The organism is Cellulomonas flavigena DSM 20109 (assembly GCF_000092865.1).
Taxonomy (GTDB): domain Bacteria; phylum Actinomycetota; class Actinomycetes; order Actinomycetales; family Cellulomonadaceae; genus Cellulomonas; species Cellulomonas flavigena.
Genome location: NC_014151.1, coordinates 4,006,729 through 4,033,604 on the forward strand (window position 1 = coordinate 4,006,729; position 26,876 = coordinate 4,033,604).

Annotated in this window: 25 protein-coding genes; 20 read left to right on the forward strand and 5 right to left on the reverse strand. The window is 71.6% G+C overall.

Features of this window, described 5'->3' with window-relative positions:
* Nucleotides 1-154: 154 nt before the first annotated feature.
* Nucleotides 155-985: an isocitrate lyase/PEP mutase family protein gene (locus tag CFLA_RS18220; RefSeq protein WP_013118819.1), complete on the reverse strand. Its 831-nt coding sequence runs from the start codon at nucleotides 983-985 to the stop codon at nucleotides 155-157.
* Nucleotides 986-1,172: 187 nt separating this feature from the next.
* Here CFLA_RS18220 and CFLA_RS18225 point away from each other — a divergent pair, with 187 nt between their 5' ends.
* From CFLA_RS18225 to CFLA_RS18270, 10 genes are all read left to right on the forward strand, one after another.
* A complete protein-coding gene (locus CFLA_RS18225) occupies nucleotides 1,173-2,414 on the forward strand; it encodes an acyl-CoA dehydrogenase family protein (RefSeq protein WP_013118820.1) in 1,242 nt (413 codons plus the stop codon).
* A gap of 107 nt (nucleotides 2,415-2,521) precedes the next feature.
* A complete protein-coding gene (locus CFLA_RS18230) occupies nucleotides 2,522-3,859 on the forward strand; it encodes a lysine N(6)-hydroxylase/L-ornithine N(5)-oxygenase family protein (RefSeq protein WP_013118821.1) in 1,338 nt (445 codons plus the stop codon).
* Between the two features lie 5 nt (nucleotides 3,860-3,864).
* Nucleotides 3,865-4,233, forward strand: a complete 369-nt coding sequence (locus CFLA_RS18235; protein WP_013118822.1) for a cupin domain-containing protein — start codon at nucleotides 3,865-3,867, stop codon at nucleotides 4,231-4,233.
* Nucleotides 4,230-5,771 (forward strand): class I tRNA ligase family protein, encoded by a 1,542-nt coding sequence (locus tag CFLA_RS18240; RefSeq protein ID WP_013118823.1) that lies wholly within the window; start codon nucleotides 4,230-4,232, stop codon nucleotides 5,769-5,771. The genes CFLA_RS18235 and CFLA_RS18240 overlap by 4 nt, the downstream gene beginning before the upstream one ends.
* Before the next feature lies 1 nt (nucleotide 5,772).
* Nucleotides 5,773-6,924, forward strand: a complete 1,152-nt coding sequence (locus tag CFLA_RS18245) for an FAD-dependent oxidoreductase (protein WP_013118824.1) — start codon at nucleotides 5,773-5,775, stop codon at nucleotides 6,922-6,924.
* Nucleotides 6,921-8,219, forward strand: a complete 1,299-nt coding sequence (locus CFLA_RS18250; protein ID WP_013118825.1) for an ATP-grasp domain-containing protein — start codon at nucleotides 6,921-6,923, stop codon at nucleotides 8,217-8,219. The genes CFLA_RS18245 and CFLA_RS18250 overlap by 4 nt, the downstream gene beginning before the upstream one ends.
* Nucleotides 8,216-8,581 carry an avidin-fold protein gene (locus CFLA_RS18255; protein WP_013118826.1) on the forward strand — a complete coding sequence of 122 codons (366 nt, stop codon included), beginning with the start codon at nucleotides 8,216-8,218 and terminating at the stop codon, nucleotides 8,579-8,581. Before CFLA_RS18250 ends, CFLA_RS18255 begins: the two co-directional genes overlap by 4 nt.
* The gene (locus tag CFLA_RS18260; RefSeq protein ID WP_013118827.1) at nucleotides 8,578-9,933 is read left to right on the forward strand and encodes an FAD-binding oxidoreductase; all 1,356 of its coding nucleotides are present in this window, start codon (nucleotides 8,578-8,580) and stop codon (nucleotides 9,931-9,933) included. The genes CFLA_RS18255 and CFLA_RS18260 overlap by 4 nt, the downstream gene beginning before the upstream one ends.
* Before the next feature lie 79 nt (nucleotides 9,934-10,012).
* Nucleotides 10,013-10,474, forward strand: a complete 462-nt coding sequence (locus CFLA_RS18265) for a flavin reductase family protein (RefSeq protein WP_043599313.1) — start codon at nucleotides 10,013-10,015, stop codon at nucleotides 10,472-10,474.
* Between the two features lie 65 nt (nucleotides 10,475-10,539).
* The gene (locus tag CFLA_RS18270; RefSeq protein ID WP_013118829.1) at nucleotides 10,540-12,108 is read left to right on the forward strand and encodes a peptide ABC transporter substrate-binding protein; all 1,569 of its coding nucleotides are present in this window, start codon (nucleotides 10,540-10,542) and stop codon (nucleotides 12,106-12,108) included.
* Nucleotides 12,109-12,201: 93 nt separating this feature from the next.
* On the opposite strand, the gene CFLA_RS18275 is transcribed toward CFLA_RS18270, so the two are convergent.
* Nucleotides 12,202-13,185, reverse strand: coding sequence for a GlxA family transcriptional regulator (locus CFLA_RS18275; RefSeq protein ID WP_013118830.1), 984 nt, complete (start codon nucleotides 13,183-13,185; stop codon nucleotides 12,202-12,204).
* A gap of 91 nt (nucleotides 13,186-13,276) precedes the next feature.
* Here CFLA_RS18275 and CFLA_RS18280 point away from each other — a divergent pair, with 91 nt between their 5' ends.
* The 3 genes from CFLA_RS18280 to CFLA_RS18290 all read left to right on the forward strand — a co-directional run bounded on the left by CFLA_RS18280 (nucleotide 13,277) and on the right by CFLA_RS18290 (nucleotide 16,396).
* On the forward strand, nucleotides 13,277-14,578 hold the full coding sequence (locus tag CFLA_RS18280) for an MFS transporter (RefSeq protein ID WP_013118831.1): 1,302 nt from the start codon (nucleotides 13,277-13,279) through the stop codon (nucleotides 14,576-14,578).
* A gap of 87 nt (nucleotides 14,579-14,665) precedes the next feature.
* Nucleotides 14,666-16,033: a hypothetical protein gene (locus CFLA_RS18285; protein WP_013118832.1), complete on the forward strand. Its 1,368-nt coding sequence runs from the start codon at nucleotides 14,666-14,668 to the stop codon at nucleotides 16,031-16,033.
* Nucleotides 16,034-16,192: 159 nt separating this feature from the next.
* Complete coding sequence (locus tag CFLA_RS18290) at nucleotides 16,193-16,396, forward strand: hypothetical protein (protein WP_013118833.1); 204 nt, start codon at nucleotides 16,193-16,195, stop codon at nucleotides 16,394-16,396.
* A gap of 97 nt (nucleotides 16,397-16,493) precedes the next feature.
* Here the strand turns inward: CFLA_RS18290 and CFLA_RS18295 are convergent, their stop codons facing one another.
* Nucleotides 16,494-16,742, reverse strand: a complete 249-nt coding sequence (locus CFLA_RS18295; protein WP_222836768.1) for a hypothetical protein — start codon at nucleotides 16,740-16,742, stop codon at nucleotides 16,494-16,496.
* A gap of 115 nt (nucleotides 16,743-16,857) precedes the next feature.
* On the reverse strand, nucleotides 16,858-18,453 hold the full coding sequence (locus CFLA_RS18300) for a TROVE domain-containing protein (protein ID WP_013118835.1): 1,596 nt from the start codon (nucleotides 18,451-18,453) through the stop codon (nucleotides 16,858-16,860).
* A gap of 652 nt (nucleotides 18,454-19,105) precedes the next feature.
* Between CFLA_RS18300 and CFLA_RS20230 the strand changes: the two genes are divergently transcribed.
* The 7 genes from CFLA_RS20230 to CFLA_RS18330 all read left to right on the forward strand — a co-directional run bounded on the left by CFLA_RS20230 (nucleotide 19,106) and on the right by CFLA_RS18330 (nucleotide 25,348).
* Nucleotides 19,106-19,711, forward strand: coding sequence for a hypothetical protein (locus CFLA_RS20230; RefSeq protein ID WP_148234424.1), 606 nt, complete (start codon nucleotides 19,106-19,108; stop codon nucleotides 19,709-19,711).
* A gap of 145 nt (nucleotides 19,712-19,856) precedes the next feature.
* Entirely contained in the window at nucleotides 19,857-20,027 is a 171-nt protein-coding gene (locus CFLA_RS20625; protein ID WP_013118837.1) for a hypothetical protein, read from the forward strand.
* A gap of 677 nt (nucleotides 20,028-20,704) precedes the next feature.
* The gene (locus tag CFLA_RS18310) at nucleotides 20,705-21,079 is read left to right on the forward strand and encodes an NUDIX hydrolase (protein WP_043601434.1); all 375 of its coding nucleotides are present in this window, start codon (nucleotides 20,705-20,707) and stop codon (nucleotides 21,077-21,079) included.
* A complete protein-coding gene (locus CFLA_RS18315; protein ID WP_013118839.1) occupies nucleotides 21,076-21,720 on the forward strand; it encodes an HAD family hydrolase in 645 nt (214 codons plus the stop codon). Before CFLA_RS18310 ends, CFLA_RS18315 begins: the two co-directional genes overlap by 4 nt.
* Nucleotides 21,721-21,788: 68 nt before the next feature.
* On the forward strand, nucleotides 21,789-22,433 hold the full coding sequence (locus tag CFLA_RS18320; protein WP_013118840.1) for a nucleotidyltransferase domain-containing protein: 645 nt from the start codon (nucleotides 21,789-21,791) through the stop codon (nucleotides 22,431-22,433).
* A 1,088-nt stretch (nucleotides 22,434-23,521) separates the two neighbouring features.
* A complete protein-coding gene (locus tag CFLA_RS18325) occupies nucleotides 23,522-24,310 on the forward strand; it encodes an inositol monophosphatase family protein (protein WP_013118842.1) in 789 nt (262 codons plus the stop codon).
* A gap of 90 nt (nucleotides 24,311-24,400) precedes the next feature.
* The gene (locus tag CFLA_RS18330) at nucleotides 24,401-25,348 is read left to right on the forward strand and encodes an aldo/keto reductase (RefSeq protein WP_013118843.1); all 948 of its coding nucleotides are present in this window, start codon (nucleotides 24,401-24,403) and stop codon (nucleotides 25,346-25,348) included.
* A 326-nt stretch (nucleotides 25,349-25,674) separates the two neighbouring features.
* Here CFLA_RS18330 and CFLA_RS18335 read toward each other — a convergent pair.
* Nucleotides 25,675-26,834 (reverse strand): IS3 family transposase gene (locus CFLA_RS18335; RefSeq protein WP_085955057.1). Its coding sequence is split into 2 segments (ribosomal slippage): nucleotides 25,675-26,553 and nucleotides 26,556-26,834, totalling 1,158 coding nucleotides; the frame shifts between segments, so codons are not numbered across the junction.
* Between the last annotated feature and the right edge of the window lie 42 nt (nucleotides 26,835-26,876).

Consider the following 26,876-nt stretch of genomic DNA (forward strand, 5'->3'; position numbering starts at 1 on the left):
CGGCACGACGCCCGGCATCGTCGCAAGCCCTGGCCGACCATCCGCGGGTCTCGTCGACCCACCCCACGCCACCGCGAGCCGCGGCCGCACCGGCCGCCGACCCCTGGTCCCGTCACGCGCGGGACCCGGGTGGGGTCCCGCGCGACGGCAGGGGTCAGCTCGTGAACAGACCGTTCAGGGTGCCGAAGTCCAGCGAGCCCGCGAGGCTGTCGTAGCTCCCCGTCTCCAGGACCTGGCGCGCACCCTCGAGCGCCACGGTGTACGCCGACTGGGCGAGCGCGGTGCCGACGCTGATCCGGCGGACGCCGACCTTCTCCAGCTCGGCGACCGTGGGGGCGCCCGGCCACACCATCACGTTGACGGCGAGGGTCGTGGCCGCGGTCAGCGCCTCGAGGGCGTCGAGGTCGACGAGACCGGGGACGAAGAGGCCGTCCGCCCCTGCGTCCCGGTAGACGCCCGCGCGGCGCACGACCTCGTCGAGGCGCCCCTCCTCGGCGCCGATCCCGAAGAGGAAGACGTCGGTGCGGACGTTGACCACGAGGTCCGGGAGCCCGGCCTCCTCCGCGGCCCGGCGCGCCGCCCGGATCCGCGCAGCCTGCTCATCCGCCCCGAACAGCGGGCCACCCGGTGCGACCGAGTCTTCGAGGTTGATGCCGACCGCCCCCGCCTCCACGACCGCCCGCACGGTGGCCGTCACGTCGTCGGGCGACGGGCCGTACCCGCCCTCGATGTCGGCGGTCACGGGCACCTCGACGGCGGCGGCGATGCGCGCCACCTGGCCCACCATCTCCTCGCGGGTCAGGCCGTGACCGTCCGTGCGGCCGAGGGACCAGGCCACGCCACCGCTCGTCGTGGCGATCGCGCGCGCGCCTGCGGAGGCGATCAGCGCAGCACTGGCGGCGTCCCAGGCATTGGGCAGCACGAGAGCGCCGCTCTCGTGGAACGACCGCAACAGCTGTGCCTTCTTGACGATTGAATCGTTCATTTCTCGTCTCTCCTCGTCATGCGCGGGTCGACAGGGTGTCGGCCGCCTGCATGAACAATCCCCGAATCACCGACGATATTTCCAGCCCTGCGGCCCGTAATTGATTGTCCGCTCCGAACAACTCTTGGCCCCGGCCGGTCGCCCTGCCTGAATGGTCCCCGCCACCCCAAGGACGAGGAGCCACGAGATGACGGTCGCGCAGCCCGATGCAGAAGCCCCGCCGGCCCGGGCACCGTTCCCCCGGAGCGCGGGGGAGATCCTGGCGCGAGCCACGGCCGTCGCCCCGCTGCTGCGCGAGCGCTCGGGCGACATCGAGCAGGCGCGTCGCCTCCCTGCCGACGTGGTCGAGCTGCTGCGCGGGACGGGCGTCTTCGGGATGGGCTTCTCGAAGGAGTGGGGCGGGCCCGGGCTCAGCTCGGTCGAGCAGACCGAGGTGATCGAGGCCTTGTCCTACGGCGACGTCGCCGCCGGGTGGTGCGCCATGATCGGGTCCGACTCCGGCCTCTACGCGCAGTTCCTCGACGAGCCGGTGGCCCGGGCGATGTTCCCCCGTCCGGACATGGTCACGGCCGGGCTGCTCTTCCCGGCGGGGCGCGCCGAGGTCGTCGACGGCGGCTACCGGCTCTCGGGGCGGTGGCAGTTCGGCAGCGGGATAACTCACGCGGACTGGGTCGTGTCCGGCGCCTTCCTCTTCCGCGGCGGGCAGCCGGTTCCCGGTCCGGACGGCGATCCGCACGACTCGAAGCTGTTCATGGTGCCCCGCCGTGACGTGCAGGTCGTCGACACGTGGCACACCACCGGGCTGGCGGGCACGGGCAGCTGCGACTACGTCATCGAGGACGTCCTCGTCCCCGCCGAGCGGGCCCTGACCTTCGACGACGTGCGATCAGGCTCGGGGGTGCTCGCGCACCCCGAGGTCCACATGCGCAACATGCCGGGCGTGGCGCTCGGGGTGGCACGAGCCGCCCTGGACCACGTCACGCAAGTCGTCGCGACCCGGCCCGGCGGGCCCTCCAGGCGACTCGCCGACGACTACCGCACCCAGGTCACCATCGCCGACTGCGAGGCGGACTTCGCCGCGACGCGCGAGTCGACGTACGGCGCGCTGCGCCGACAGCACGAGGTGCTGGCCGACCGCGGGGACCTGGCCGCCCTGACGCGGCGTGAGCGGGCGGCGCTGCCCCTCTCACGCCGGCACGCGTTCCGGACGGCCCGGTCGATCGTCACCCGCCTCTACGACCTCATGCAGACGAGCTCCATCTACCGGCCGTCCCCCTTGGACCGATGGCTGCGCGACACCACCACCATGTGCCAGCACATCGTGGCCCAGGACCGGATCGCGCAGTCCGCCGGAGCCCACCTGCTGGGCGGCACGCCGAGCTTCCCGCTGTCCCTCGGGATCACCGCGCAGGACCGGAGCCCTCGGTGACCGAGCGGCGCCCGCCAGCCGAGCCCCGGCACGACCCCCCGGCACGACCGACCGAAGCCGGCAATCACCGACGCACGACCGCAACCGACAACACAACGAGGTGGATCGTGACAGAACAGCACGTTGACGTCCTGATGATCGGGGCCGGCCCCGCCAACCTGGCGCTGGCGATCGCGCTCGAGGAGTGCGGGGACGTCGATCTCGCCCGCAGCTCCCTGATCCTCGAGCAGTTCCCGGACGTGAAGTGGCAGCGCAACCTGCTCCTGCCGTGGGCGAGGAGCCAGGTGTCCTTCCTCAAGGACCTGGTGACGCTGCGCAACCCGCAGAGCCGCTTCTCGTTCCTCAACTACCTGCGCCAGCAGGGACAGCTCGACGAGTTCGTCAACCTGGCGACGTTCAACCCCTACCGCTGGCAGCTGTCGGCGTACCAGGAGTGGGTGGCCGAGCAGCTTGCGCACGTCGGCATCCGGTTCAACTCGCGCGTCGAGCAGATCACTCCTCGGCACGGCGACGGGGGTGACGTCGTCGGGTGGGTCGCGCGCCTCTCCGACGGCACCTCGATCAGCTGCCGCGACCTGGTGGTCGGCATCGGACGAGCTCCCCGCGTCCCCGAGGCGTTCGCCGGGCTGCCCGCCGACCGCGTCGTCCACAGCACGCAGTACGGCACCCGGATGAAGCAGCTGAGCGCCGACCAGCGCCCCGAGCGTCCCGTTGTGATCGGAGGTGCCCAGAGCGCCGCCGAGATGTTCATGGCCCTGCACCAGGACGCCCCCACGTCACGGCCCACGCTGATCCACCGCTCGATCGGGCTGCAGAACTACCAGACCAGCAAGTTCGTGAACGAGCTGTTCTTCCCCTCGTTCGTCGACGAGTTCTTCCACATGCCCGCGGACGCCCGCCGGCACGTGCTGGACGAGATGCACCCGACCAACTACGCGGCGCTGGCGCCGCCGCTGCTCGACGAGATCTACTCGATGCTCTACCAGCAGCGCATGACCGGGCAGCAGCGTTCGACCGTGCGGTCGCTCACCGAGGTCGAGACGGCCCACATGGACGGTCCGGACGTCGTGCTGGACCTGCGCGACCGCAAAACCGGTGGCGTCGAGCAGCTCCGCTGCGACATGGTCTTCCTCGGCACGGGCTACGACCCGAGGATGCCACCGATCATCACCGACATCGCGCGCCGGCTCGACCGGCCTGACGTCGAGGTCAGCCGGCAGTACAGGATGGACCTCGGCCGGCCGACGCACGGTGCCGTCTACCTGCAGGGCGTCAACGAGCAGACCCACGGCATCGCGGACTCGCTGATCAGCGTGCTCGCGCACCGGTCGCAGGAGATCACGAGCGACCTGCTGGGACGGCGGGTCGGGCTCGGACGCGACCCGTTCCCCGCGCCCGACTTCGCGCTCACGTCCGCCGCCCACGCCGTCGCGGCCGAGGTGTGACGCCCATGTCCGAGCTCCGCGCCCTCGACCGGGCCAACCTCACGCCCGCGTACGGTCTCGACTCCCAGCGGCTCCTGCCGTGGCCCGCGCTCAACGCCCCGTTCGAGGGCGCCTGGTGCATCCTGCGGGCGGGACGCGAGTCGACGGCCCACGCCCACCACGAGTACGAGCTCTTCATCGCCCTGGCCGGGACGGCGGCGATCGTGGTCGACGGGGAACGTCGGCCGTTCACCGCGGGCGACATCGTGCAGCTCCCGCCGGGCAGCATGCACCACGTCGTCAACGACGGTGACCACGACTTCGAGTACTACGGCATCTGGTGGGACGCCGAGATGTCCGAGGGCTTCCTGGCCCGGCACGGTGAGACGCCGTGAACGGCACGACGCTGGTCATCTCCCCGGCCCCCACCGCGAACGGGGACCTGCACCTGGGCCACGTCGCCGGCCCCTTCCTGGCTGCCGACGTGCACACGCGCTACCTGCGGGCGACGGGTCGGCGTGCGCTGCTGGCGACGGGGACACAGGACACGTCGACGTACGTCGTGACGACGGCGCACCGGCGGGGACTGGAGCCCCGGGAGCTCGCGCGTGCGTCGACGGCGCAGGTCGAGGCCGGCCTCGCCGCCCTCGGGATCGACGTGCACGCCTTCACGCGCGACGAGGACGCGTTCACCAAGGCCGTCCTGCAGTTCTTCGAGGGCCTGTACACGTCCGGCAAGCTCGAGCTCCGGACGATGGCGTTCCCCTACAACCCGGCCACCGGAGCCTTCCTCGCCGACGGCTTCGCGCGGGGAGGCTGTCCCCACTGCCTCGCCGCCGGGTGCGCAGGTCTTTGCGAGAGCTGTGGTCACGTGATCGCGGCCGGGGACCTCATCGACCCGGTCGACGCGCTCGACCCGACGGCGCCCGTCGAGCTGCGCGACGTCGACGTCCTGGTGCTGCCGCTCGAGCGGTACCGCGCCAGGATCCGCGAGCACCTCGCGCAGCACGGCGGCTCGATGCGCCCGCACATGGCACAGGCCGTCGCCGAGATGCTCTCCCACCCGCTCGCGGACCTGCCGGTCACCTTCCCGGTCTCCTGGGGCATCCCGGCTCCCTTCCCCGAGGTGTCCGGTCAGTCGATCAACCCCAACGCCGAGCCTGCCGCGTGGAGCATCTACTGCGGGGCGGTCGCGGCCGAGGCGAGCGGCACCGTGGGCCCGGGGGACGACGCGCTGTGGCGCTCCGACGCGGACACCCGGGTCGTCTACTTCCTGGGTTTCGACAACACCTACCCGTTCGCGATCGGCGCGGTCGCCATGCTGCTGGCCACCGACGGCCGTCACCTCGTGCCGGCCGACTTCCTCACCAACGAGTTCTACGAGCTCGACAGCGCGAAGTTCTCGACGAGCCGAGGCCACGTGGTGTGGGCGAGCGACCTCGTCAGGACGGTGTCGCGCGACCTGGTGCGGTTCCACCTCGCCGCGACGAGCCCCGAGAGCCAGCGCACCGACTTCACGCACGCGGCGCTCGCCCGCGTGACGTCCGCGCGCCTCGTCGAGCCGTGGAACCGTGTGGTCGACCGGATGGACGCCCTGCGCAACGCGCGGAGCCTGCCGGTGTCGCCACGCTCACGCCTGGCGGCGCAGCGCATCCGGTCGCGGTTCGCCGCCTGCTACGAGCTCGAGCACTTCAGCCTCACGCGCGCGGCCGACGTGCTCGCCGAGCAGCTGGCCAGGCTGGCCGCGTGGGACCTCGCCGCTCATGACGCCGGCGACTTCTGCCACGAGGTCGAGGTCGTCCTGCGGTGCGCCGCGCCCCTCCTGGTCGACCTCTCGCAGCAGGCGCTGGCGGACGTCTCGTTCCCCGACGGCGCCGGCCCGTCGACCGCCGAGCCGCTGAGCCTGCCGCGTCTCGTCGGGAGGCTCGGCTGACATGGCCACCACCGGCTCCGCGCCGACCCTGCCACCGCGCGGTGCGCGCTCGGCCACGCGACGGCACGTCGTGGTGGTGGGCGCCGGTGTCACCGGGCTCCTCACGGCCATGGGTGCCGCCACCCAGGGGCATCGCGTGACGCTCCTGGACCGGGGCGCGGTGCCGGACGAGGGGTCGACCTCCTTCGACCGTCACCGTGTGGTCCGTGCTCTGGATCCCGGCGACCTGCGACGCAGTCGTCGCGACGCCCGCCTGCGGAGTCTGTGGCTCGACCTGGAGGACAGGCTGCGGACGTACGAGAGCGAGGGTCTCGTACGCCGCACCGGCGTGCTGACCGGGTGGGACGCCGACGACGCCCGGCGCGCCGAGGCGGCTGCGGCCCGTGCGGGGATCGTCGTCACCCGGGTGCCGACCGATCACTACCCCGAGCTCGGGACCGCCCCGGACGCCGACGTGCTGCTCGAGACCGAGGCGGGCGTCGTCCTCGCGGACCGCGCCCTGGTCGCGGCGGCGCGGTGGCTGGCCGCGTGCCCGGAGGTGACGATCCTGGCCGGGGTCGAGGTCACCCGTGTCGACGCGTCCACCGGGACCGTGCACGGGGTCGACGGTCCCGTCGCCCGGGGCGACCTCACGCTCGTGGCGTGCGGGCCCTGGTCCGGCGCCCTGGTGGGCGTCCCTGTCCAGCTGCACCGCCAGACGATGGCCTACCTGCGACCGCCGGCCGGGCTGCGCGACTGGTGGCGCGGCGCACCGGTCGCGGGTCGTCTGGGCGTCGACGCACGCGGCTGGGTCGTCCCAGCGGTCGGCGGTTCCTCGATCAAGGTCAGCACCGACGCCGTGCGACGCACGGTCTCCTCGACCGACTGGGACGCGGACGCCGACGAGTCCGTCTGGTGCGAGCGGATCCTGCGTTCCGGTGCGGTCCGCCGCCTGGGCGACTACACGGTGACATCCGTCCGCCGCTGCCACTACGCGACGTCCGACCACGGAGACGCCCTCGGCCTGGCGCGCCTCGGCCCCGGGGTGTGGTCGCGCGTCGCCAGCGGGCCCGACGGCTTCCGCACCGCCCCGATCGCCGCGGAGCAGGTGCTCCGCGAGCTCCGACCCACCCCACCACCCACAGCCCCACGGACACGGAAGCAGGCGTCATGAACGAATCCCCGACCGCAGTGCTCGTCATCGGCAGCGGTCTCAAGCTGTACCGCGAGTACCTCCTCAGCTCCGCGGCAGAGAGGGCCCGGGACGCCGGGCACGCGGTCGTCCTGGTCAACAACCTGCAGCCGACCTGGCAGCGCGCGTATGTCGACGAGGTCCGCGTGGTCAACGTCTTCGACCACGCCCTCCTCGCCGAGGCCGCGCGCGAGGTCGCCACGCGGTACCGCGTCGTCGCGGTCCTGTGCTGGGACGAGCCGCTGGTGATGCCGGCAGCAGAGCTGGCCGAGGAGTTCGGCGTCCCCGGGCTCAGCACCCCCGGCGTCCACGGCTGCCGGGACAAGGTCAGCGCCCGCACGCGGCTCACCCGCGCCGGGGTGCTGCAGCCCATGTTCGAGATGGCGGCCGATCTCGAGCACGCGCGCGCCGCCGCCGCTCGCATCGGCTTCCCGGTCGTGGTCAAGCCCCGCGCGCTGGGCGCGAGCATGGGTGTGGTCCTCGCGCGGACCGACGCCGAGCTGACGAGCGCGTTCCAGGTCGCGTCCGACGCCAGCCTCGTGGGTGACGAGCCGTTCCGGGGCGGTGCCATTGTCGAGGAGTACGCCGTCGGGCCGGAGATCAGCATCGACGGGGCGATCCACAAAGGCGAGTACCAGCCCATGTTCGTGGCGCGCAAGTGCACCGGCGAGCACCCCTACTTCGAGGAGACCGGCCACGTCGTCGACTCCGCCGACCCGCTCCTGTCGGACCCGGTGCTCCTGGAGACGCTGTCACGGGCCCACGAGGTCCTCGGCGTCGAGGACGGCATCACGCACACCGAGGTCCGGCTGACGGATCGCGGGCCTCTGATCATCGAGATCAACGGCCGCGTGGGCGGTGACCTGATCCCGTACCTCGGCAAGCTCGCGACCGGGATCGACCCTGGCCGCGTCATGGTGGACGTCGCACTCGGCGTCCGCCCGGACGTCACCCGACCCACCCGGGGCGTCGCCGGTATCAGGTTCGGCTACCCGGACGACGACTGCGTCGTGCACGCCGTCCGGGTGCCGCAGGAGGCACCCGGACTGGTGCTGGCCTCGCCCATGGTGGAGCCGGGAGCCGTCCTGCGCCTGCCACCCGGGGGGTACATCGCGCGCCACTCCTTCGTCATCTGCGAGGGGCAGGACGCGGCCGAGTGCGAGGCGCGGCTCCAGGCCGCGAGCGACCTGGTGGTGCTCGAGGCCGACGAGGTCGAGCGCAAGCCCGTCGGGGCGGTACTGGAGATGCCCGCCGGCCTGCTGGACGTGGACGCATGATCGACTACGAGGGTCGCGTGTTCCGCAGGGCGGGCGGCGCGGACGCAGCACGCGCCCGCTACCACCAGTCGGGCCGGCACGTGTGGGCGCACGTCGAGGGCGGACCGGTCGTCGTCGGCACCCTCGCCGGGCAGTGCGACGACGACGGGAAGCTCTCGCTCGCCTACGCGCTGGCCCTCGGGACGGGTGTCGTGGTGGCCGGCCGCACGACCAACGTGCCCGAGGTGCGCGCCGACGGCAGCGTCGTGCTGCGCGAGGAGTGGCAGCGCAGCAGCCCCGACGTCTCCTGCGGGGTCTCGTACCTCGAGGAGGTCCGGGGCGCCGCCGCGGAGCCGACCGAGGCCCGGGAGGGAGCCCGATGACCGACTTCGACGACCTCCGCAGGGCCGTGCGCGGCACCCTGCGCATGCCCGGCGACGCCGGGTTCGCCGAACGCACCCGCCCGTTCAACGAGCGCTTCCGGGACTCGCTCCCGAACGCCGTCCTCACGCCGGTAAGCGTGCAGGACGTCAGCGCGGCCGTGACGTGGGCCGGTCGGCACGGCGTGCCGGTCGTGCCACGGGGCGGCGGTCACAGCTACGCCGGCCACTCCTCGTCCCCAGGGCTCGTGCTGGACCTCACCCACCTCGACCGGGTCGACGTCGACCCCCGCACCGGACTCGTCATCGTCGGGGGCGGCACCCGGATGGGGGTCCTGTCCGCGGCGCTGCGGGAGCACGACCTCGCGCTGCCCCTGGGCAACTCCGACGACGTGGGCATCGGGGGGCTGGTCCTCGGCGGCGGCGTCTCGGTCGTCTCCCGTGCCATGGGCCTGACCTGCGACACCCTGGTGTCGACGGACGTCGTCCTGGCCGATGGGCGGACCGTGACCTGCGACGACGACGACCACGCCGACCTCTTCTGGGCCTGCCGCGGCGGCGGCGGCGGGAACTTCGGCGTCAACACGTCCTTCACGTTCCAGGCGCAGGCGACCCGCCCGACCTCGACCTGCATCCTCCTGTGGGAGGGACGGCACGCGTTCGACGTCCTGGCCACCATGCAGGAGGTGATGGAGCGCGCACCCGACGAGTTCTCCGCGCGGACCGGCGTCAGTCGCGCACCGGGAGCGGAGGCCGTCGTCTCGGTCGTGGGTCAGCACCTGGGCCCGCCCGAGGAGCTCCGTGAGCTCCTCGCACCCGCCGTCGCGATCGGTCCCCCGACCCGGCTGGACATCGCCGACACCACCTTCTGGGACGCGGCGGCGCTGCTGCGGCACACGACGGCGGGAGGTGCGTACGCCGTGCGGACGCGGACCACGCCGACGTCGATCGGCGCCGATGGTCTGAAGACGCTGGTGACGGCCGTCGACGACTGGCCCGGCGGCACCAACCCCGACGGCGCCGGAGTCGCCCTGTTCGCCTGGGGCGGCGCCATCAACCAGGTGCCGGCCGATGCGACGGCCTTCCCTCATCGGGACGTGCGGTTCCTCGTGGCGATGGACACGTCCTGGGGCCGGACCGACCCGCCGGAGAGCGTCCGGGACAACCTGGCGTGGCTCCACCACCTGCACCGCGACATGGGAGACCACGCGCGCGACGCGGCGTACGTGAACTTCACGGACCCGGACCTCACCGACTGGCGCACCGGCTACTACGGGCCCAACTCCGACCGGCTCGCGGAAGTGAAGCGGCGATATGACCCTCGACGCGTCTTCTCCTTTGCCCAGGCCGTCTGAGGCGCGGCTCACCCTGCCCCGTCCCGACGTCCCGGGATGGGCGGGGAGCCCCGGGACCGGGGCGGGCCTGCGCGACGTGATGCGCGGGTTCGCGACCGGCGTCTGCTTGGCGACGACCTACCGCGACCGGCAGGGCGACCGGCAGCACGACGTGCTGACGGTCAACTCGCTGACGTCGCTGTCGCTCGATCCGCCGCTCGTCGCGGTGTCGTTGCGACGCGACTCGGCGTTCCTGGAGGACCTCAAGGACAGCGGCGCGTGGGCGGTGTCCATCCTCGCGGGCGGCGACTCGGACGTGGCCAGGAGCTGTGCGCGTGGACGGGCTGCGCGCCGCGACCTGGTCCACGAGCTGCCGGCGTCGCCGGGCAGCGCCACCGGCGCGCTCGTCATGCACGGGTCGAGCTGGCTCGAGTGCGTGACGTGGGCGAGCTTCGACGTCGGCGACCACGTGCTGGTGGTCGGCGAGGTCGTCGCCCTGAACGAGCGCGGGGAGGACCAGGCCCTCGTGTTCCTGCACAGCCGGTTCCACGCCGTGGAGTAGCACCTGGAACAGCTCGGCTCCCCCACGACCCCCGACCCCTCGCACCATCACCGACGGAGGATTCCATGCAGGCAACGACGACGCTGGCCGACCCGGCGACCACCACCCGGGACGCCCGGGACCTCGACGCGATCATCACCTACCACGGGACCGAGCCCGAGAACGCCCTCATCCCCGGCCACACCACCGAGTCGGGCGGGGTCAAGGTGATCGCGGCCCTGTTCCGGGGTCTGGTCTCCTACGACCCCGTCGACGCCCACCCGCGCAACGCCGTCGCCGAGTCGATCGAGTCCGACGACTCCCGGGTCTTCACGATCCGTCTGCGCCGCGACTGGACGTTCCACGACGGCACGCCCGTCACGGCCCACAGCTTCGTGGACGCCTGGAACCACACGGCCTACGGACCGAACAGGATGCTGGGCTCGACGTTCCACGCGCACATCGACGGCTTCGCGGAGGTCAACGCCCCCGACTCCACCGTCACGGCCATGTCAGGGCTGACCGTGCTCGACGACCACACGTTCACGGTCACGCTGTCCGCGCCGTTCGCCGAGTTCCCGGTCACGCTCGGGTGCAGCGCGTTCTTCCCGCTCCCGGCGTCGTTCTTCACCGACCGCGAGGGGTTCGAGGCGCACCCGATCGGCAACGGCGCCTTCCGCTTCGTGTCCCGCCGGCCCGAAATCAACATCCTCCTGCACCGCTACGAGGGGTACGCCGGTGACGACCGCCCGCAGATCGGCGGCGTCGAGTTCAAGATCTACGCGAGCCTGGACGACGCCTACCACGACGTCGTGGCCGACCGGCTCGACTACCTCGACGTGACGCCGTACTGGTCGCTGCAGGACGACCGCTACCTGCGCGACCTACCCGGGCGCACGCACGACCGGACGTACCTCGGCATCCAGACGATCTCGTTCCCGCTCTACGACGCCCGGTACGCCGACGCGCGCGTGCGGCAGGCCATCTCCATGTCGATCGACCGGGAGCAGCTGGTCGAGACGATCTTCCGGGGGCACCAACTGCCGGCCGACGGCCTGGTCCCGCCCGCGGTCTCCGGGCGCATCGAGGGCCAGGGCGGGCAGCTGTGCACCTACTCCCCCGCCCGGGCCAAGGAGCTCTTCGACGCGGCGGGCTTCGAGGGCGACATCGAGCTCACGTCCAACGTCGACTCACCCAACCGCCCGTGGATGGAGGAGATCTGCGCGTCGGTCGAGGAGGTGCTCGGCGTGCGCTGCCGCTTCCTCGCCATCCCGACCATGGGCGAGTTCCGTCGCAGGCTCAACGCCCTCGAGGTCACGGCGATGTTCCGCTCCGGCTGGATCGCCGACTACCCCTCGATCGAGAACTTCCTGAGTCCCATGTTCCGCACCGGTGCCACCGACAACGTCGGCAGGTACAGCAACCCGGCCGTGGACGCGCTGCTCGACGCCGCCGACTCGGCCCCCACCCAGGAGGAGGCGTGGGCGAGGTACCAGGAGGCCGAGCGGGCCATTCTCCACGACATGCCGACGATCCCGATCTGGCACCAGAGCACGCTCTCGGCGTGGTCGACCCGACTGCGTGACGTTCAACCGAACCCCTTCCGTGAGCTGGACCTCTCCAGCGTCACGGTGACCTCCGCGCCGACGAGCTGACACGACGGGCCGCCGCCGCGATCCCGGACGCCGCCGCGAGCAGGGGCGTCGCGGCGGCGGTCCCGCGGTGCTCGCGCGGGCGCAGGGCCGCGCTCAGCCTACCGACTCCTTGCCGCGGAAGGTCCCGCGGTAGGCGCTCGGGGCGATCCCGAGGGCGGCGGACATCTGCACCCGCAGGGTCGCGCCGGTGCCGAACCCCGACTGCTCCGCGACCTGGTCGATCGGCAGGTCGGTCGCCTCCAGCAGGTGTCGCGCCCGCTCCAGGCGCTGCTGCGCCACCCACCTGCTGGGGCTCAGTCCCGTCTCGTCGCGGAACCGCCGCGTGAACGTGCGCGTGCTCATCCGTGCCCGCGCGGCGAGCTGCGGCAGGTCGAGCGGCTCGTCGAGGTGCTCGAGCGCCCAGGTACGGGCTGCCGAGGTCGACGAGTCCGTCTCCCTCGGGACGGGACGCACGATGTACTGCGCCTGACCTCCCGCCCGCCAGGCCGGCACCACGCAGCGCCGAGCCGCGAGGTTGGCGACCTCGCTGCCGTGGTCGTCCCTCACGACCTGGAGACACAGGTCGATCCCGGCACCCACGCCGGCGGACGTGGAGATCGGCTCGTCGTGCACGAAGAGCACGTCGGGATCCAGCTCCACCGCGGGGAACAGGCTCCGGAACGTCTCGGCGTGGGCCCAGTGGGTCGTGGCGCGCATCCCGTCGAGCAGGCCGGCAGCCGCGAGGACGAAGGCACCCGTGCAGATGGACATGATCCGGGCCCCGCGAGCGTGAGCCGAGCGCAGGGCGTCGACGATCTCCTGGTCGATCGCTCCGCTCGTCATCACCTCGGCGCCGTAGTACACGCCGGCCACCAGCACGGTGTCCGCCGTGGCGAGCGCCTCCAGCCCGTGCTCGGGAGTGACCGTGAACCCCGCCGCGGTCCGCACCGGCCTGCCGCCGAGCGTGCAGGTCTGCACACGGTAGAAGCGCTGGTTCTGCGCGTCGGTCGCCGCGTGGAACACCTGGGCGGGCATCCCGAGGTCGAAGGCGACCACGTCGTCGAGCGCGAGAACGGCGACCTGGTGCTGCCGGGGCATGCCTCGATGATCGCACGCGTGGCCGGATTCTTGCAGAGGATGGCCGACTCACCACTTACGCCCCGGGCCTCACGTTGGCCACGCTGGCCAGGTGACTCGGAACCGACAGCTCCTGCCGTGGATGATCGCCTTCGTCGCACTCGTCGGGGCGGCCGGTTTCCGCGCCACGCCTGGTGCGCTCGTCCAGCCGCTGCAGGACGAGTTCGGGTGGTCGACGGGGACCATCGGGTTCGCCATGTCGGTGAACCTGGCCCTGTACGGCGTCACGGCGCCGTTCGCCGCGGCGCTGATGGAACGGTTCGGCGTACGGGCCGTGACCGCGTCGGCGATGACGCTGATCGCCCTCGGCAGCGGCCTGACCGTCTTCATGACCACCTCGTGGCAGCTCGTCATGCTGTGGGGCGTGCTCGTCGGGCTGGGCGCCGGCTCGATCTCGCTGGGTTTCGTCGCGACCATCGGGACGCGGTGGTTCGTCCGGCGCCAGGGGCTGGTCACCGGGGTGCTGTCCGCCGGCGGCGCCACCGGTTCGCTGGTTTTCCTGCCGCTCGTCGCCTCGCTCGCCGAATCGCCCGCGGGTTGGCGGACGGCCTCCGTGGTCATCGCCGCGGTCGCCCTGGCCACGGTGCCGATGATCCTGCTCCTCTTCCGCGAGCACCCGGCGGACTTCGGCATCCCGCCGTACGGCGGCGACGAGGTCGTCGAGCCGGAGCCGCAGTCGAAGAACGCGGCACGACTGGCCGTCGAGGGGCTCGTCAAGGCCTCGCGGTCGAAGGCCTTCTGGTTCCTCGCGGCCGGGTTCGCCATCTGCGGTGCGACCACCAACGGCCTGGTCGCCACCCACTTCATCCCGGCGGCCCACGACCACGGGATGCCCAACGTGACGGCGGCGGGCCTGCTCGCCCTGATCGGCATCTTCGACCTGGTCGGGACCATCCTGTCCGGCTGGCTGACGGACCGGTTCGACTCACGCAAGCTGCTCGCCGTCTACTACGCGCTCCGGGGTCTGTCGCTGCTGGTTCTCCCGTCGGTGTTCCACGACGAGATCACGGGGCTGATGCTCGTGTTCGTCTTCTTCTACGGCATGGACTTCATCGCCACCGTGCCGCCGACGGTCGCCCTGTGCCGGATCCACTTCGGCATGAGCGCGCCCATCGTCTTCGGCTGGGTGTTCGCCTGCCACCAGATCGGCGCGGCCATCGCGGCGACGGCCGCCGGGATGACGCGGGACCAGTACGGCGCGTACACGCCCGCGTGGTACGTCGCCGGTGCCCTGAGCATCGTCGCGGTGTTCCTCTCGCTGCGGATCGCGGGCTCGAAGGTCGACCGCGAACCGCCCGTCCCGGGCGAGGACAGGGAGCTGGACGTGGTCGCGGCGGAGAAGGCGCGCGGCTGACCGACAGCCGTAGCCTGTGCGGGCCGGGGGGGGTGAGTGGCGCCGTCCCCCAGTGCGAGACGACGACGTCCTCGGGGGGCACCGATCATGGCAAGGCCAGAGAATCCCATCGCCTCGGCCAACACGGCGGTGGCGGCTTTCGCGGAGGACCTCCGCCGGCTCCGCAGCGACGCAGGCAGTCCGACCTACCGTGAGCTGGCGCGGTACGCGCTGTTCTCCGCGTCCGTCCTGTCGAGCGCTGCGAGCGGCCAGAGGCTCCCCAGCCTGCAGGTCACCCTGGCCTTCGTCGCGGCCTGCGGCGGTGACCGCGAGGCGTGGCGCAACCGCTGGCTGCAGCTGGCCATGCTCACCGGCGGGGAGATCGTGCGCGAGCGCCGCCAGCCGGAGGCCTCGACGCCGCGGCCCGCGCAGCTCCCGTCGCGGCAAGGGCTGCTCATCGGTTGCCGACCCCACCTCGAGCACCGCATCGCACCGGGCACCTCCACCGTCGTGGTGAGCGGCCCTCCCGGCACGGGTCGACGAGCCTTCGCGCTGGACCTGGCGCACCGCCTCGCCCGCGAGGCACCGGACGGGCAGCTCTACGCGGACCTCGGGCACGTCACCGGCGCGTCGCTCGGCACGAAGTGCGTGATGGAGCACTTCTTGGTCGCCCTCGGGATCTCGCTCGCCGAGCAGCCGCTCGACCTCGAGAAGCAGGCGGAGCTGTACCGGTCGATCCTGGCGGAACGTCGCCTGGTCGTCCTCCTCGTGAACGCCGGCGACGAGCACCAGGTCCGGCCCTTCGTGGGCGAGTCGACGACGAGCACGACGCTGGTCGTCTCGACGCGCCGCATGAGCGGCCTCCCCGGCGCCGTCGACGTCCCGCTCGGCAGGTTCACGCGCGCCGGGGCCGCCGCGATCGTGGCCAGGGCGTTCGACGTCCGGCAGGACGGCCCGCTGGTCGCGCAGGTCGCCGAGCTGTGCGCAGACATGCCGCTCGCGATCGACGTCACCCTCCGCAAGCTGGTCGGGACCTCCCGCCCGCTCGACGCCGCCGTCGCCGCTCTCGCCGACCCGTCCCGCGCCCTCCGGTGGCTCGACCACCACGACCTCTCCGTCCGCGAGGCGCTGCTGGCCCGCTTCCGTTCGGTCGACCCCGAGGCGCAGTCGTTCCTCGTGCGCATCGCTCGCGAGAAATCGCTCAGTGCCGCGGCGACGCGTCTCGAGACGGAGGCTGAGATCACCGACCATCTCGTCGAAGCCGGTCTCGTACGGCACGGCGCGGGGGGTGACCTGGACGTCGACCGCCTCGTGCGGGCTCTCGTGCTCGCGGAGGGACGCCCTCTGCCCGCCTGTGGCCGCATCGCTCACCTCCCCCACGCCCGTGCGAAGCGGTCGCGCTCCCACGGCGCGAAGACCTCACGTGCGGCTGACCTCGCCGCCTGGCGACGACCGGACACCGGTTCTCACACGTAAGGAGCGGTGCGGTACCGCCACCGAGGCGGACGGCAGCCATCTCGGGGTTCGCTCCGCTCGCGGGCGTCGTGACCGTGCGCCATGATCCGGGTGCGCTCGATACACCCGAATTGTCCGCACGTCCGGCAGGTTCGCCGGACCCCTCCCCCTGGAGTGCCCATGCTCGCGATCGTCGCCGCCGTGATCTTCGGCCTCGCCCTGCTCCTCGACCTCGTCGAGGCCAACCTCGGGGACGCCTTCGCCCCGCAGACGCTGATGTTCGCCGGACTGTTCTGCCTCGCGCTGCACCTGGGCGGGGTCGGAGGCGCGTCGCCGGTGAACGGCGGATGGCGGGGGCGTGGGGGCAGCAACCGCCGGCGGTAGGGCTCGTCGTACCTGCTGCCGCCATCGTGCAGTGAGGCACCCGAAGCCACACCGCACGGCACGCGAGCGTGGCCTCGGGGTGTGCCGAGGACGCCCGTCAGCGAGACCGGCGCGTGACGAGGGCGACCAGCTCCCGGCTGCAGCCCAGCGCCTCCGCGATCGCGGAGTAGCTCCATCGCGCGGGGTCCTCGGCGCGGAGCTGGTGGATCAGGCGGTCGCGCTCGAGGCGGTAGCGCGCGGCCACCGCGTCCGCCTCGGCAGCCTTGCGGTGAAGCTCACGCGCGCGGGCGGCCCGCGGGTCCGAGGTGCCCCGACGGGGCGTCCGCAGGGGTGTGTCCGACGGCACGGGCGCGGACCGTGCGGGCGCCGATCCTGCAGACGCCGGCCGTGCCGACGCCGACCGGGGGACGACACCGTGGTCGGTGCCGCCCCCGGCCGGCGCGTCGGACCCGTGCGGGGACCTAGAGGCCACGCGCGAACTCCGTGACGAGCGAGGGCACAGCGCCGTCGAACCCGACGACGTCGAGCATCCCCGCGTCCGACGGGTCGGCGATCGAGAAGCCCGTCGCCGTCATGCCGACCACCACGAGCCGAGCGTCGATCCCCGACCGCCGCCGGTACTCCGCGAGCGCCTGGTGCGGGTGCACCTTGCCGGCCCAGGTCTCGTTGTCCGTGTAGACCACGAACGTGTCGACCTCGGTGCCATGCTCGGTCGCCCACACCATCGGCAGCGCGCAGTCGGTCCCGGACATCGGCATCGCGTCGACCACGCGCAGGGCGTCGTCGAGCCGCTGCCGCGGCGAGATCGCGAGCGGCCGCAGCGCGCTGTCGTGCCAACCCACGCCGCGCCGCGTCGTGAACCCGACGGCGGACGCCGACGGCTCCGTCGCGAGCTGCACCAGGGCCAGCGCCGCCGACGCCTCGCGGGCGGTGATCGGCATGCCCGAGATGGGCGCCGTCATCGATCCGGAGACGTCGACCGCGAGCAGCGTGCGCTTCCCGGACGGCTCGACCGCCCCGAACGCCACGTAGAACGCGGCGTCGAGGGCGTCGGTCACCTTCCGGCTCGGCAACCACTCGCCGGCGCCGCGGGCCGACCGCCCGGAGGCGTACGTCCGCTGCGCCACGAGCACGTTGACCGGGTGGACGCGCGCCGACCGCAGCCGGCCGGGGTCGACCAGCTGCGCGACGACCTCGTCGGTCCGGCCCCCGAGGTCGGGGAGCATGCCGAGCCGCGTGAGCCGGGGCAACTGACGCATGAGCGCCGTCTGCGGCACGCCCACGTCGAGCAGCGCGTCCCAGACCGCCACCTCACCCAGCGCCGCGTCGGGGAGCATCTCCCACGACAGCCGGTGCCGGCGGACGAGGTCGACCCACGTCGCGGTGTCCGTGGCGGTCTGCGCCGCCACGAAGCCCTCGACGAGCGCCGGCGTCGCGTCCCCGACCGAGCCGCGGACGATCCAGTCGAACGTCGCCCGCAGCTCCGGCGAGGCCGTCGTCGGGTGGGACAGACGCAGCAGGTCACGGTGCGACCAGCCCTCACGCTGCCGGTACTTGACCGCCTGGTACGCGACGGCGTCGACGTCCTTGGACGTGTACCAGCCACCGACGGCGCGCCGCAGACCCCGACCCCAGCCGCGGAACTGCTCGACGTAGCCGGCGAACAGGAACAGGTGCGTCCCCGTCCGGGCGACGGCCGGCAGCGCCGCGAGCGCGAGCTGTGCCGACTCCGGCACCGACGCGGCGTACGCCAGGGCGAACAGCGCGGGGTTCTGGCGCGGCGCGGCGCCACGCACGGACACGTCGACGATGGTGCTGACCAGCGTCTCGGGGTCCTCGTGGGCCATCCGCCCGACGACCTCGGCGTTCTCCCGTGCCAGCTCGCGCGGCGCGGCGTAGTACGTACCGCCGTCCACGCCGAGGGTCAGGAAGCGCCGCAGCCGGGCGACGTCGTCGAGCACGAACGCGTAGCCACCCGCGGCGTTCAGCTCCTGGCGGGTGTCGGCGCGCTCGCGCTGCGGCGTGCGCCGCAGTCCGAGCGTGCGCAGCACGTCCATCGGTCGTTCCTCTCGTGTGGTCGTCGGGGCGGTGGCGGGCGTGGGGTGCGCACCGGGTGGACCCGGCGGACCGGGCTGCCCTCCTCCGAGGGCGTCCTTTGCGAGAGGAGAACCGATGCGCTCCGGCCCGCCACCGCTCCGACGTGGTGGAGCAGGTGTGCTCCAGGGAGGCTCGGGTGGGCGTGTGATGACGCCGGAGTCCTGCTCTCCCATCTGAGCTACGTCACCGAGGTGACGGCGGGACTCGAACCCGCGACCTGGCCATCAAGAGTGGTAACCGACAGTCTCCGGCCCACCCGAGTCTTCCCGTGTGCTGTTGTCGTCGAGGACTGTAGGGGTCTACACAGCGCTGGTCCCAGGCCTTTTCCGCGTCGGCCCCTCGGCGCCTCGGCGGACCGCGCGCAGGGGCCCGGGCGGGCGTGGGGTGGCCGCCGGAGAGCGACCGCCCCTCACGGGACGGTGCGCAGTCCGCTGCTCTTCCACTGAGCTACGACGTCGAGACGCCGGAGGGACTCGAACCCTCGACCCGCGGAACCAGGTAACCGATGACCTTCGGCCCGCCCGGGCCGAGGGGTCAGTATGGCGTCGACGTGGGCGTGACGCGCGCGGATTTGATGCTCGGCACGAGCGCCCGCTGCCCTAGGTTGCAGCCGTGACGAGGCGGAGGGTGTGGATGGCGAAGGACCCCGCGCGCCTCGATGACGCCGGGAACTGGGCCGGCGGAAGCTACGAGCTCGCCGTCCAGCTGGGGACGCCGGACGACGCACGCCTCGAGCACGCGGCTGGGATGCTCTGGCGCCTCGCCGCAGTGGTGAGCCCGTCTGCGGCTGAGTCGGCGCTCGTCGAGGAGCCACCGCCTCCATCTCTCGATCAGGGTCACACCCGGGGCATCGTGACCCTTCCCGGGGGGCATCGCGTGGTCTGCGGCGCGTTCGCTCACCGCGACGACACCGGCGGGGACGACTGGGTCGTCCTGTACCTCCCGCTGGGCGCGCTCAGCCGCGCCGACAGCCGGGTCGGCGGGTACCCGTTCGGGGACGTGCGCGGTTCGCTGACGTGGCGCGGCCCCCTCGACGCCTGGCTGGCATCGCTCGCAGACCGGCTGGCGGAGGACGTCCTCTTCCGGGTGGGTCTGATCGGCTTCGACGTCTTCGGCGACGTCGAGGCCGACGACCTCGCGGGCAGCATCCCGTCCGACCGCTGGTACGGGGCGGTGGTCCCGCACGAGACCCCGCGGTACTACCCGGCGACGTACTGACGCGTTGGCGACCGTGCAAGCCGTCGACCACGGGGAGATCGCCAGGGACGCCGTCGAGGCGTCCAACTGCACAGCACCCACGCAATCGTGGGTCGGCGGATTCAAGTGCTTGGTGCGACGCGGTGCCCATCGGGAGGGTGCGCGTATGACTGGGGCGAGGTTGACGCTGGCGGAGCGGGCGGGGATCGACAACGGCACCACGCCGTTCGAGTTCGTCACGAACAACGCACGAGCCGCCGAGTTCTTCGAGAGCCGCGTGCGCGCACTGGGGCTGCGAGGATTCGTCCGTGTCCAGCCTTGGGCAGGAGCACCGTGAAGGAAGCCTTGATCGCGATTCCCGACCTGCCACTCGACGTCCCCCGCGTTTCGGCGCCCACCCCGTCTGGAGCACCATCAGGCCGACTGGAAGGGCTGACTCCGGCCCGTCGCACCACCGGCCGCCGCTATCGGGTGAAGGACGACTTCGCACGGGCTGAGCGGGTCCGCCTGGCGGGGCCCGGACTAGACGTCGTCGCCGTCGAGGTTGAGCGTCGCGCGCCACTTCAGGGGCCGCTCAGCTCGCCGAGGTCTGCCCCAGGGGAACGTGGCGGCCGCGCCGGTCGACGTGACAGTCGCAGGCTCGACCGCCACCATGCCCGCACCGACCGGCGCTCTCAGCGCCCTACCGCACGAGGTCGCACGTAGAGGAGCACTCAGCCGGTCCCGCGTCCCGATAGCTGGTGGCTTGGAGCCGACGCGTCCGTACTTAAAGTATCGAAGCCCGATTCTCAAAGTATCTTGCATCTCGACAAGAATCTTGCATCTCGACACTCGAGCCTGTCGAGATGCGGCGCACATTGACCGCTGCCGTGCGGGCTACCTTGAACCGCGGAGCTCACAGCGCAGAGGTCAGTCAAAGTACGAAGGGCCGCCGCGCGGTCGCTCGCTGCTGACGATCCCGGTCCGGCAGGTATCCACGTGGCCCCGGCGGACACTCTCGGCGACGATGAGGACGTGGACGGGCGGAAGCGGGTGGCGGCGATCATCGTCCGCGACGGGTCGGTGCTGATGGTCCGGGAACGTGGGCGAGGGCCGCAGGGGCGACACGACGGCCCGGAGTACTGGACGCTGCCGGGGGGCGGGGTCCTCGAGGAGACCGACCTGACCTGCACGTCGGTCCGTACCGCGTTCGATTTCCCGTGCCCCTCAGGGTGGACGACTGTCTTCCGGGTGGACGTCGACCCCGCGAGCGAGCCGGTGCTCGGCACCGATCACGACCTCGCGTGCGACTGCCCAAGGATGGTCGGCCTCGACTGGATCCCGCTGACCCAGGACCTCGGCGACGACACAGGACTCGCCGTCCCGGTGATGCTCATGCGCTCGCCGTGAAGAGCTACGTCCTCTTCGACCACGACGGCGTCCTCGTCGACACCGAGCACTGGTACTGGACGGCGGGCGAGCGTGCTCTGGCCGACGTCGGGGTGGTGCTGGACAAGGCGCAGTACCTGAGCGACATGACCCGAGGGCTGGGGACGTGGGCTCAGGCCCGGGCGGCGGGTGTCGACGAGCCGACCATCGACCGACTCCGCGTCGCGCGCGACGGCTACTACCAGGAGTACCTGCGCACGCAGCCCATCGAGATCGACGGCGTCGTCGACGTGCTCGCCGAGCTGTCGCGGCATGCGCGTCTGGCCATCGTGACGACTTCCAAGCGCGCGGACTTCGACCTCATCCACGAGAGGCGGCAGATCCGCGCGTTCATGGACTTCGTCCTCGTCCGTGAGGACTACCAGCGCGCCAAGCCCGACCCGGAGCCGTACCTTGCCGGCCTGCGGCGCTTCGGCGCCGAACGACCGGACACCCTGGTCGTGGAGGACTCGGCCCGCGGGCTGGCGTCCGCGGTGGCGGCCGGCATCGATTGCGCAGTCGTGGACAACCACTTCACACGTGACGGTGACTTCTCGGGGGCGCGGTACCGGATCGAGACGCTAAGAGAGCTCGTCGACATCGTCCGGGGAGAAATCGGCTGACGACCTTCGAGCCAGGTGCGCGACCGGTCCGGCTCGCCGGGTGGCTCGTCGGGCTAGGGTCGCCCGTCATGAGTGACGGTCCCGACGCCCCGCCCCCACGCCCACTTCCGCCACAGGAGTTCGCCCGCTGGTATGGCGCGTGGGAGCCGCTCGACCCGAGCTCGATCGCCGAGTTCATGGACGGCTTCGACCGGCCGTGGTGGATCATCGGGGGCTGGTCCATCGAGGCGTTCACCGGGGTTGCTCGGGAGCACCAGGACATGGATGTCTCGATCCTGTCCAGCGATGCCGAGTCGTTCCGGCTGTTCCTCGGTGACCGCTACACCCCCTGGAACATGGACCGCAGCAGGCTGCGGCCCTTCGACGACCGGTTCCGGGACGTGCGGCCGGACAGCTCGCTGTGGATCCGGGAGCACTCCCGCGCGCCGTGGATCCTCGATGTGCCGTTCACGCCCGACACCGACGGCAGGTGGACCAACAAGCGTCGACCGGTCCACACGGCACCCCTGGACGATGTGACGTGGGTGGCCCCCGACGGGCTGCGCTACCTCCAGCCGGAGATCGCCCTGATGATGAAGTCGCGGCTGGCTCGGGAAAAGGACCGGATCGACGCCGCCGTCACGCTCCCGCTGCTAGATCTCGTGCAGCGACGTCGACTGCGGGAGTACCTCGAGGACGTGTCCCCGCAGCACCGCTGGCTCGAGGACCTCTGAGCGCTCGGACGAGCAGGGCGCGGGTCGTACCTGAGCGGAAGTAGCCAGACTACCGGCGGCGCTCTAGCAGTCATTCACGTGCGTCACTGTCGAGATGCGGCGCACGTTGACCGCTGACGAGCGGGCTACCTTGATCCGCGGAGCGCTCATCGCAGAGTCGGTCAAAGTACGAACGGCCGGCGCACGGTGGCTCGCTGCTGACGGTCCCGGTCGCGCAGTGATCCGCGTGCCCGACGGAACTCAGCAACGATGAGGACGTGGACGGGCGGTAGCGGGTAGCGGCGAACCTCGTTCGCGACGGGTCAGGGCTGATGGTCCGGGAACGTGGGATCCACCGCCGAAGAGGACCCATCACCGATGCGTTAGCGGCTGGAGTTTCGGCCAACTCCTCATAGCCTTAGCCAACGATTGCGCATCCGGCAGGCCGGGATTCGGCCCTTGCTCGCAACCGGCCGACAGTTGTCGCGCGCACCGAAGCGCACACCGGCGCCGACAACGACGAAACGCCGAGAGAACATCTTGGCTCTCGGCGCTTCGCGCTCGGTGTTGATCCTAGACTCGGGACTGTCCAGCGCCAGGAACTTCCCATAGGTCCAGAGCGACGTCGTAGCCAGGTCCGAGCTCGACCTGCAAGGCGTGCTGGAGACGCTGACCTTCTCGGGTGTACGGCTCGATCAGTCTCGAGTCGTCCCATCCGTGCTGGAAGTCGTAGTGATTGTTGAACGTTCGCGCCCAAGCCTTGAGATCACCCGCAAGTCGTTCCGACACAGGTAGGTCCCCCTCGCCCGCTGGACCATCGACCCAGAGGGGCCAGTCGATCGTGTACTCGTTCATGAGCCGGACGCGTGTGGTCATGCTTCAGCATCCTCCTCCTGGGATGGAAGTGATGACGAGCGTGTTGTTGCGCGAAATGACGACGCGCGGCTTGAACGTCTCCAGCAGGGTGCCGTTGGAGCGATAGAGCTGCACCGGCGTCGTGTCTCGAACCGCGCAGCACTCACTCCTCGGCGGTCAGGCGGCGGTCAGCATAGTCGCCAAGGGATGAAATCCGCTCAGAGCCCCCGGGCATGGACCGTTAGCGTCGCGGCATGCAGACCGACATCACCGACGCCGAGGTGGCGCTCCGCGCGGCCATAGCGGGATCGCTGGTCGTGGAGCGGGCTTTCGGTCGTGACGCACGGCGCGTCCCGAAGCACGGGGACGACTTCGCGACCGAGGTCGATCTCCGCGCGGAGGAAGCCATCCGCGAGGTGCTCCGCGAGCACCGCCCCGGGGACGGGGTGCTCGGCGAGGAGCTCGAGCCACACGATGGGGACGGCTGGAGGACGTGGCTCGTCGACCCGCTCTGCGGGACACGCAACTTCGCCTCCATGACAGGCCCGTTCAGCGTCAACGTCGCCCTGCGGGAGGGTGAGGACGTCCGCGTCGCCGCCCTGGCGGAGCCGCTCGCGCGGCGCGTCCTCTGGACCGACGGGGCCGACGCCTACGAGCGGCGTGAGGGCCGCACCGTCCACGTGCGACCGTCCGCGGCGTCCAGGATCGTCGAGGTGAACGCGGACGGCGCGGCGGACGACATCGGACCTCGCTTGGTCTCCGACGTGCGCGTCCGGTCGTGGATGAGTCCCCGGGTGAGCGCGTCGACGTTGGTCCTCGGCTGGGTCGCCGCCGGTCAGCGGGCCGCCTACGTCTCGGACGGGGACCTCCGGCACTCCGTCCACTTCGCGGCGGGGATCGCACTGTGCCGAGCTGCCGGCTGCGTGATCGGCGACCTGTCTGGCGGCGACGTGCACACGGGCGACGGGCTCCTGATCGCGGCCGACCACGAGACCTGGCGCCAGCTGTCCAACCACGTGGCGCGGCACCGCGTCCCGATCTGACGCAGCCGTCCGCGATCGACTGCTGGGCTGTGCCGTCGCGACCGCCGGGTCGCGCCGTGAATCCATCATCCGAACGGGGTAGTCGCTGATATGACGCATCTGGAGCTTGGGCCGGTGGTCCTGGGCGGGAACGTCTTCGGCTGGACCGCCGACCAGGCGACGAGCTTCGCCGTCCTCGACGCCTTCGTCGAGTCCGGGGGGCGGTCGATCGACACCGCTGACTCGTACTCGGTGTGGGTTGCCGGTCACCGCGGAGGCGAGTCCGAGTCGATCATCGGCGAGTGGCTGGTAGCTCGAGCGAATCGCGATGATATCGAGCTGCACACGAAGGTCTGCAACCATCCCGGGCGGCGCGGGCTCCGCGCGGGCAACATCGCGGCCGCGGTTGACGACTCGCTGCGGCGCCTCCGCACCGACCGGATCGATCTCTACTACGCGCACGACGACGATCCCAGCGTGCCGCAAGAGGAGTACGTGGCGGCGCTCGACGCCCTCGTCCGGGCGGGCAAGGTCCGCGAGGTCGGCGCCTCCAACTTCTCGGCCGAGCGGTTCGCCGGGGCCGTCGAGCTGGCGCGCCGGGAGGGCCTGACGCCGTTCACGGTCTCCCAGGACCACTGGAACCTTGTCGAGCGGGACATCGAGAGCACCCTGCTGCCGACCCTCGTGGAACGCGGCGTCGTCGAGCTTCCGTACGCTGGGCTCGCCGGTGGGTTCCTCACCGGTAAGCACCGGCCTGGCACGGCCGATCCCTCACCGCGGGCGGACGCCGCGAGGGTGTACCTCGACAGACCCGGCTCGACCGCTCTCCTGTCGACGCTCGATGAGCTCGCGCTCGCCCACGGCGTGTCCCCGGCGGTCGTCGCGCTCGCGTGGCTACGGACACGTCCGGCCGTGGGTGCGCCCATTGCGAGTGCGCGCCTCCCCGAGCAGGTGCCGCCCCTGGTCGCGTCTGCGACGCTCGAGCTCGACACGGACGTTCTCGAGCGCCTCGATGCCGTGTCGGCGGCGACGTCAAAGGACCCGCAGCCGCAGCTTTGACTGCCTCCTCTGCATCGGCTTCACATCTCGCGCGGAGCGACGTGTGGGTTACCACCCGATGGCGCTTGGTGCGGGCGCGACGCGGTATCTCGACAACCGTCACCAGGCGGCTGGTGCGAGTCATCACGTGCGGTCAACCATCGGTCTGCCAGACGCTCGGTGGGAGTACGTGTGCGCGTCGCCGCACGAGGCCGCCTTCGGCACGTCCCCTGCCGCCGTGAGTCCCAGGCTGCGCCTCTGCTGTCGAGACGCACGACAGAGTGACGTCCGTCGCGCGGCACTGGCAAGCTACCCGGGGCTGGTGCACGAGTTGGTGACAGCTGGTCTCAGGCGGCGAGTGCGACCTGAGTGGTCATGATGGTCTCGAACTCGATCGGTGTCAGCCGTCCGAGTCGGTGCTGGCGTCGGCGGCGGTGGTAGGTCCTTTCGATCCAGGTGATGATCGCCAGGCGGAGCTCGTCGCGGGTGGTCCAGCGGCGGCGGTTGAGGACGTTGTTCTGGAGCAGGGAGAAGAAGCTCTCCATGGCGGCGTTGTCGCCGGCGGAGGCGACCTGGCCCATCGACCCGACCAGGCCGTGACGAGCCAGGACGCGGGCCACCTTCCGGCTTCGAAACTGGCTGCCCCTGTCCGAATGCACCACGCACCCGGCGACGTCCTGGCGTCTCTGCGCAGCGCTGACCAGCGCGTTCACGGCGATCTGGGACGTCATCCGGTCGTTGATCGAGTACCCGACGATCCGGTTGGAGAACACGTCCTTGATCGCGCAGAGGTAGACCCTGCCCTCGGCCGTGGGGTGCTCGGTGATGTCCCACAACCACAACCGGTTCGGCGCATCGGCGCGGAACCGGCGCAGGACGAGGTCGTCGTGGGCCGGCGGCCCGGCCTTCTTGCCGCCCTTCGTGCGCTTCTTGCCGAACGCCGACCACCAGCCGTTGCCCGAGCAGATCCGCCACACCCGCCGGTCACACGCCCGATGCCCGGCGCGAGCGGCCTCGTCGGCCAGCAGCCGGTAACCGAACTCCGGATCGTCCCGGTGGGCGTCGAACAGGACGTTCGCCAGGTGCGCCTCGTCGAGCTCGCGCTGCGTGACGGGCGTGGCGAGCCACCGGTAGTAGGGCTGTCTGGCGAGCTTGAGGACCCGGCACGTCACCGCGACGGGCACCCCGTCGGCGGCGAGCTCGCTCACGAGCGGGTAGAGCCTTTTCCCGGCAGATGCGCCTGCGACAAGTACGCCGCCGCTCGACGCAGCACCTCGTTCTCCTGCTCCAGCAGCCGGATTCGCCGGTGCGCCTCACGCAGCTCGGCCGACTCGGTCCGGCTCACGCCGGGCCGGTTGCCGTCTTCGACGTCGGCGTCACGCAGCCAGTTGCGCAGGCATGACTCGGCGATCCCGAAGTCGGCTGCGACCTGCTTGATCGGAGCATCCCCGCGGCGAGCCACGGCCACGACGTCGTCGCGGAACTCCTTCGGATAGGGCCTGGGCACGGTGCACATCCTTCCAGCGGCGCCTGCGGCGCCACAGGTGGG

Bases quoted from the DNA above. Each gene is read 5' to 3' on its own strand.
- CFLA_RS18220 (WP_013118819.1), bottom strand. From the start codon at position 985: ATGAACGATTCAATCGTCAAGAAGGCACAGCTGTTGCGGTCGTTCCAC.
- CFLA_RS18225 (WP_013118820.1), top strand. From the start codon at position 1,173: ATGACGGTCGCGCAGCCCGATGCAGAAGCCCCGCCGGCCCGGGCACCG.
- CFLA_RS18235 (WP_013118822.1), top strand. From the start codon at position 3,865: ATGTCCGAGCTCCGCGCCCTCGACCGGGCCAACCTCACGCCCGCGTAC.
- CFLA_RS18245 (WP_013118824.1), top strand. From the start codon at position 5,773: ATGGCCACCACCGGCTCCGCGCCGACCCTGCCACCGCGCGGTGCGCGC.
- CFLA_RS18250 (WP_013118825.1), top strand. From the start codon at position 6,921: ATGAACGAATCCCCGACCGCAGTGCTCGTCATCGGCAGCGGTCTCAAG.
- CFLA_RS18255 (WP_013118826.1), top strand. From the start codon at position 8,216: ATGATCGACTACGAGGGTCGCGTGTTCCGCAGGGCGGGCGGCGCGGAC.
- CFLA_RS18260 (WP_013118827.1), top strand. From the start codon at position 8,578: ATGACCGACTTCGACGACCTCCGCAGGGCCGTGCGCGGCACCCTGCGC.
- CFLA_RS18265 (WP_043599313.1), top strand. From the start codon at position 10,013: ATGCGCGGGTTCGCGACCGGCGTCTGCTTGGCGACGACCTACCGCGAC.
- CFLA_RS18270 (WP_013118829.1), top strand. From the start codon at position 10,540: ATGCAGGCAACGACGACGCTGGCCGACCCGGCGACCACCACCCGGGAC.
- CFLA_RS18275 (WP_013118830.1), bottom strand. From the start codon at position 13,185: ATGCCCCGGCAGCACCAGGTCGCCGTTCTCGCGCTCGACGACGTGGTC.
- CFLA_RS18285 (WP_013118832.1), top strand. From the start codon at position 14,666: ATGGCAAGGCCAGAGAATCCCATCGCCTCGGCCAACACGGCGGTGGCG.
- CFLA_RS18290 (WP_013118833.1), top strand. From the start codon at position 16,193: ATGCTCGCGATCGTCGCCGCCGTGATCTTCGGCCTCGCCCTGCTCCTC.
- CFLA_RS18300 (WP_013118835.1), bottom strand. From the start codon at position 18,453: ATGGACGTGCTGCGCACGCTCGGACTGCGGCGCACGCCGCAGCGCGAG.
- CFLA_RS20625 (WP_013118837.1), top strand. From the start codon at position 19,857: ATGACTGGGGCGAGGTTGACGCTGGCGGAGCGGGCGGGGATCGACAAC.
- CFLA_RS18320 (WP_013118840.1), top strand. From the start codon at position 21,789: ATGAGTGACGGTCCCGACGCCCCGCCCCCACGCCCACTTCCGCCACAG.
- CFLA_RS18325 (WP_013118842.1), top strand. From the start codon at position 23,522: ATGCAGACCGACATCACCGACGCCGAGGTGGCGCTCCGCGCGGCCATA.
- CFLA_RS18330 (WP_013118843.1), top strand. From the start codon at position 24,401: ATGACGCATCTGGAGCTTGGGCCGGTGGTCCTGGGCGGGAACGTCTTC.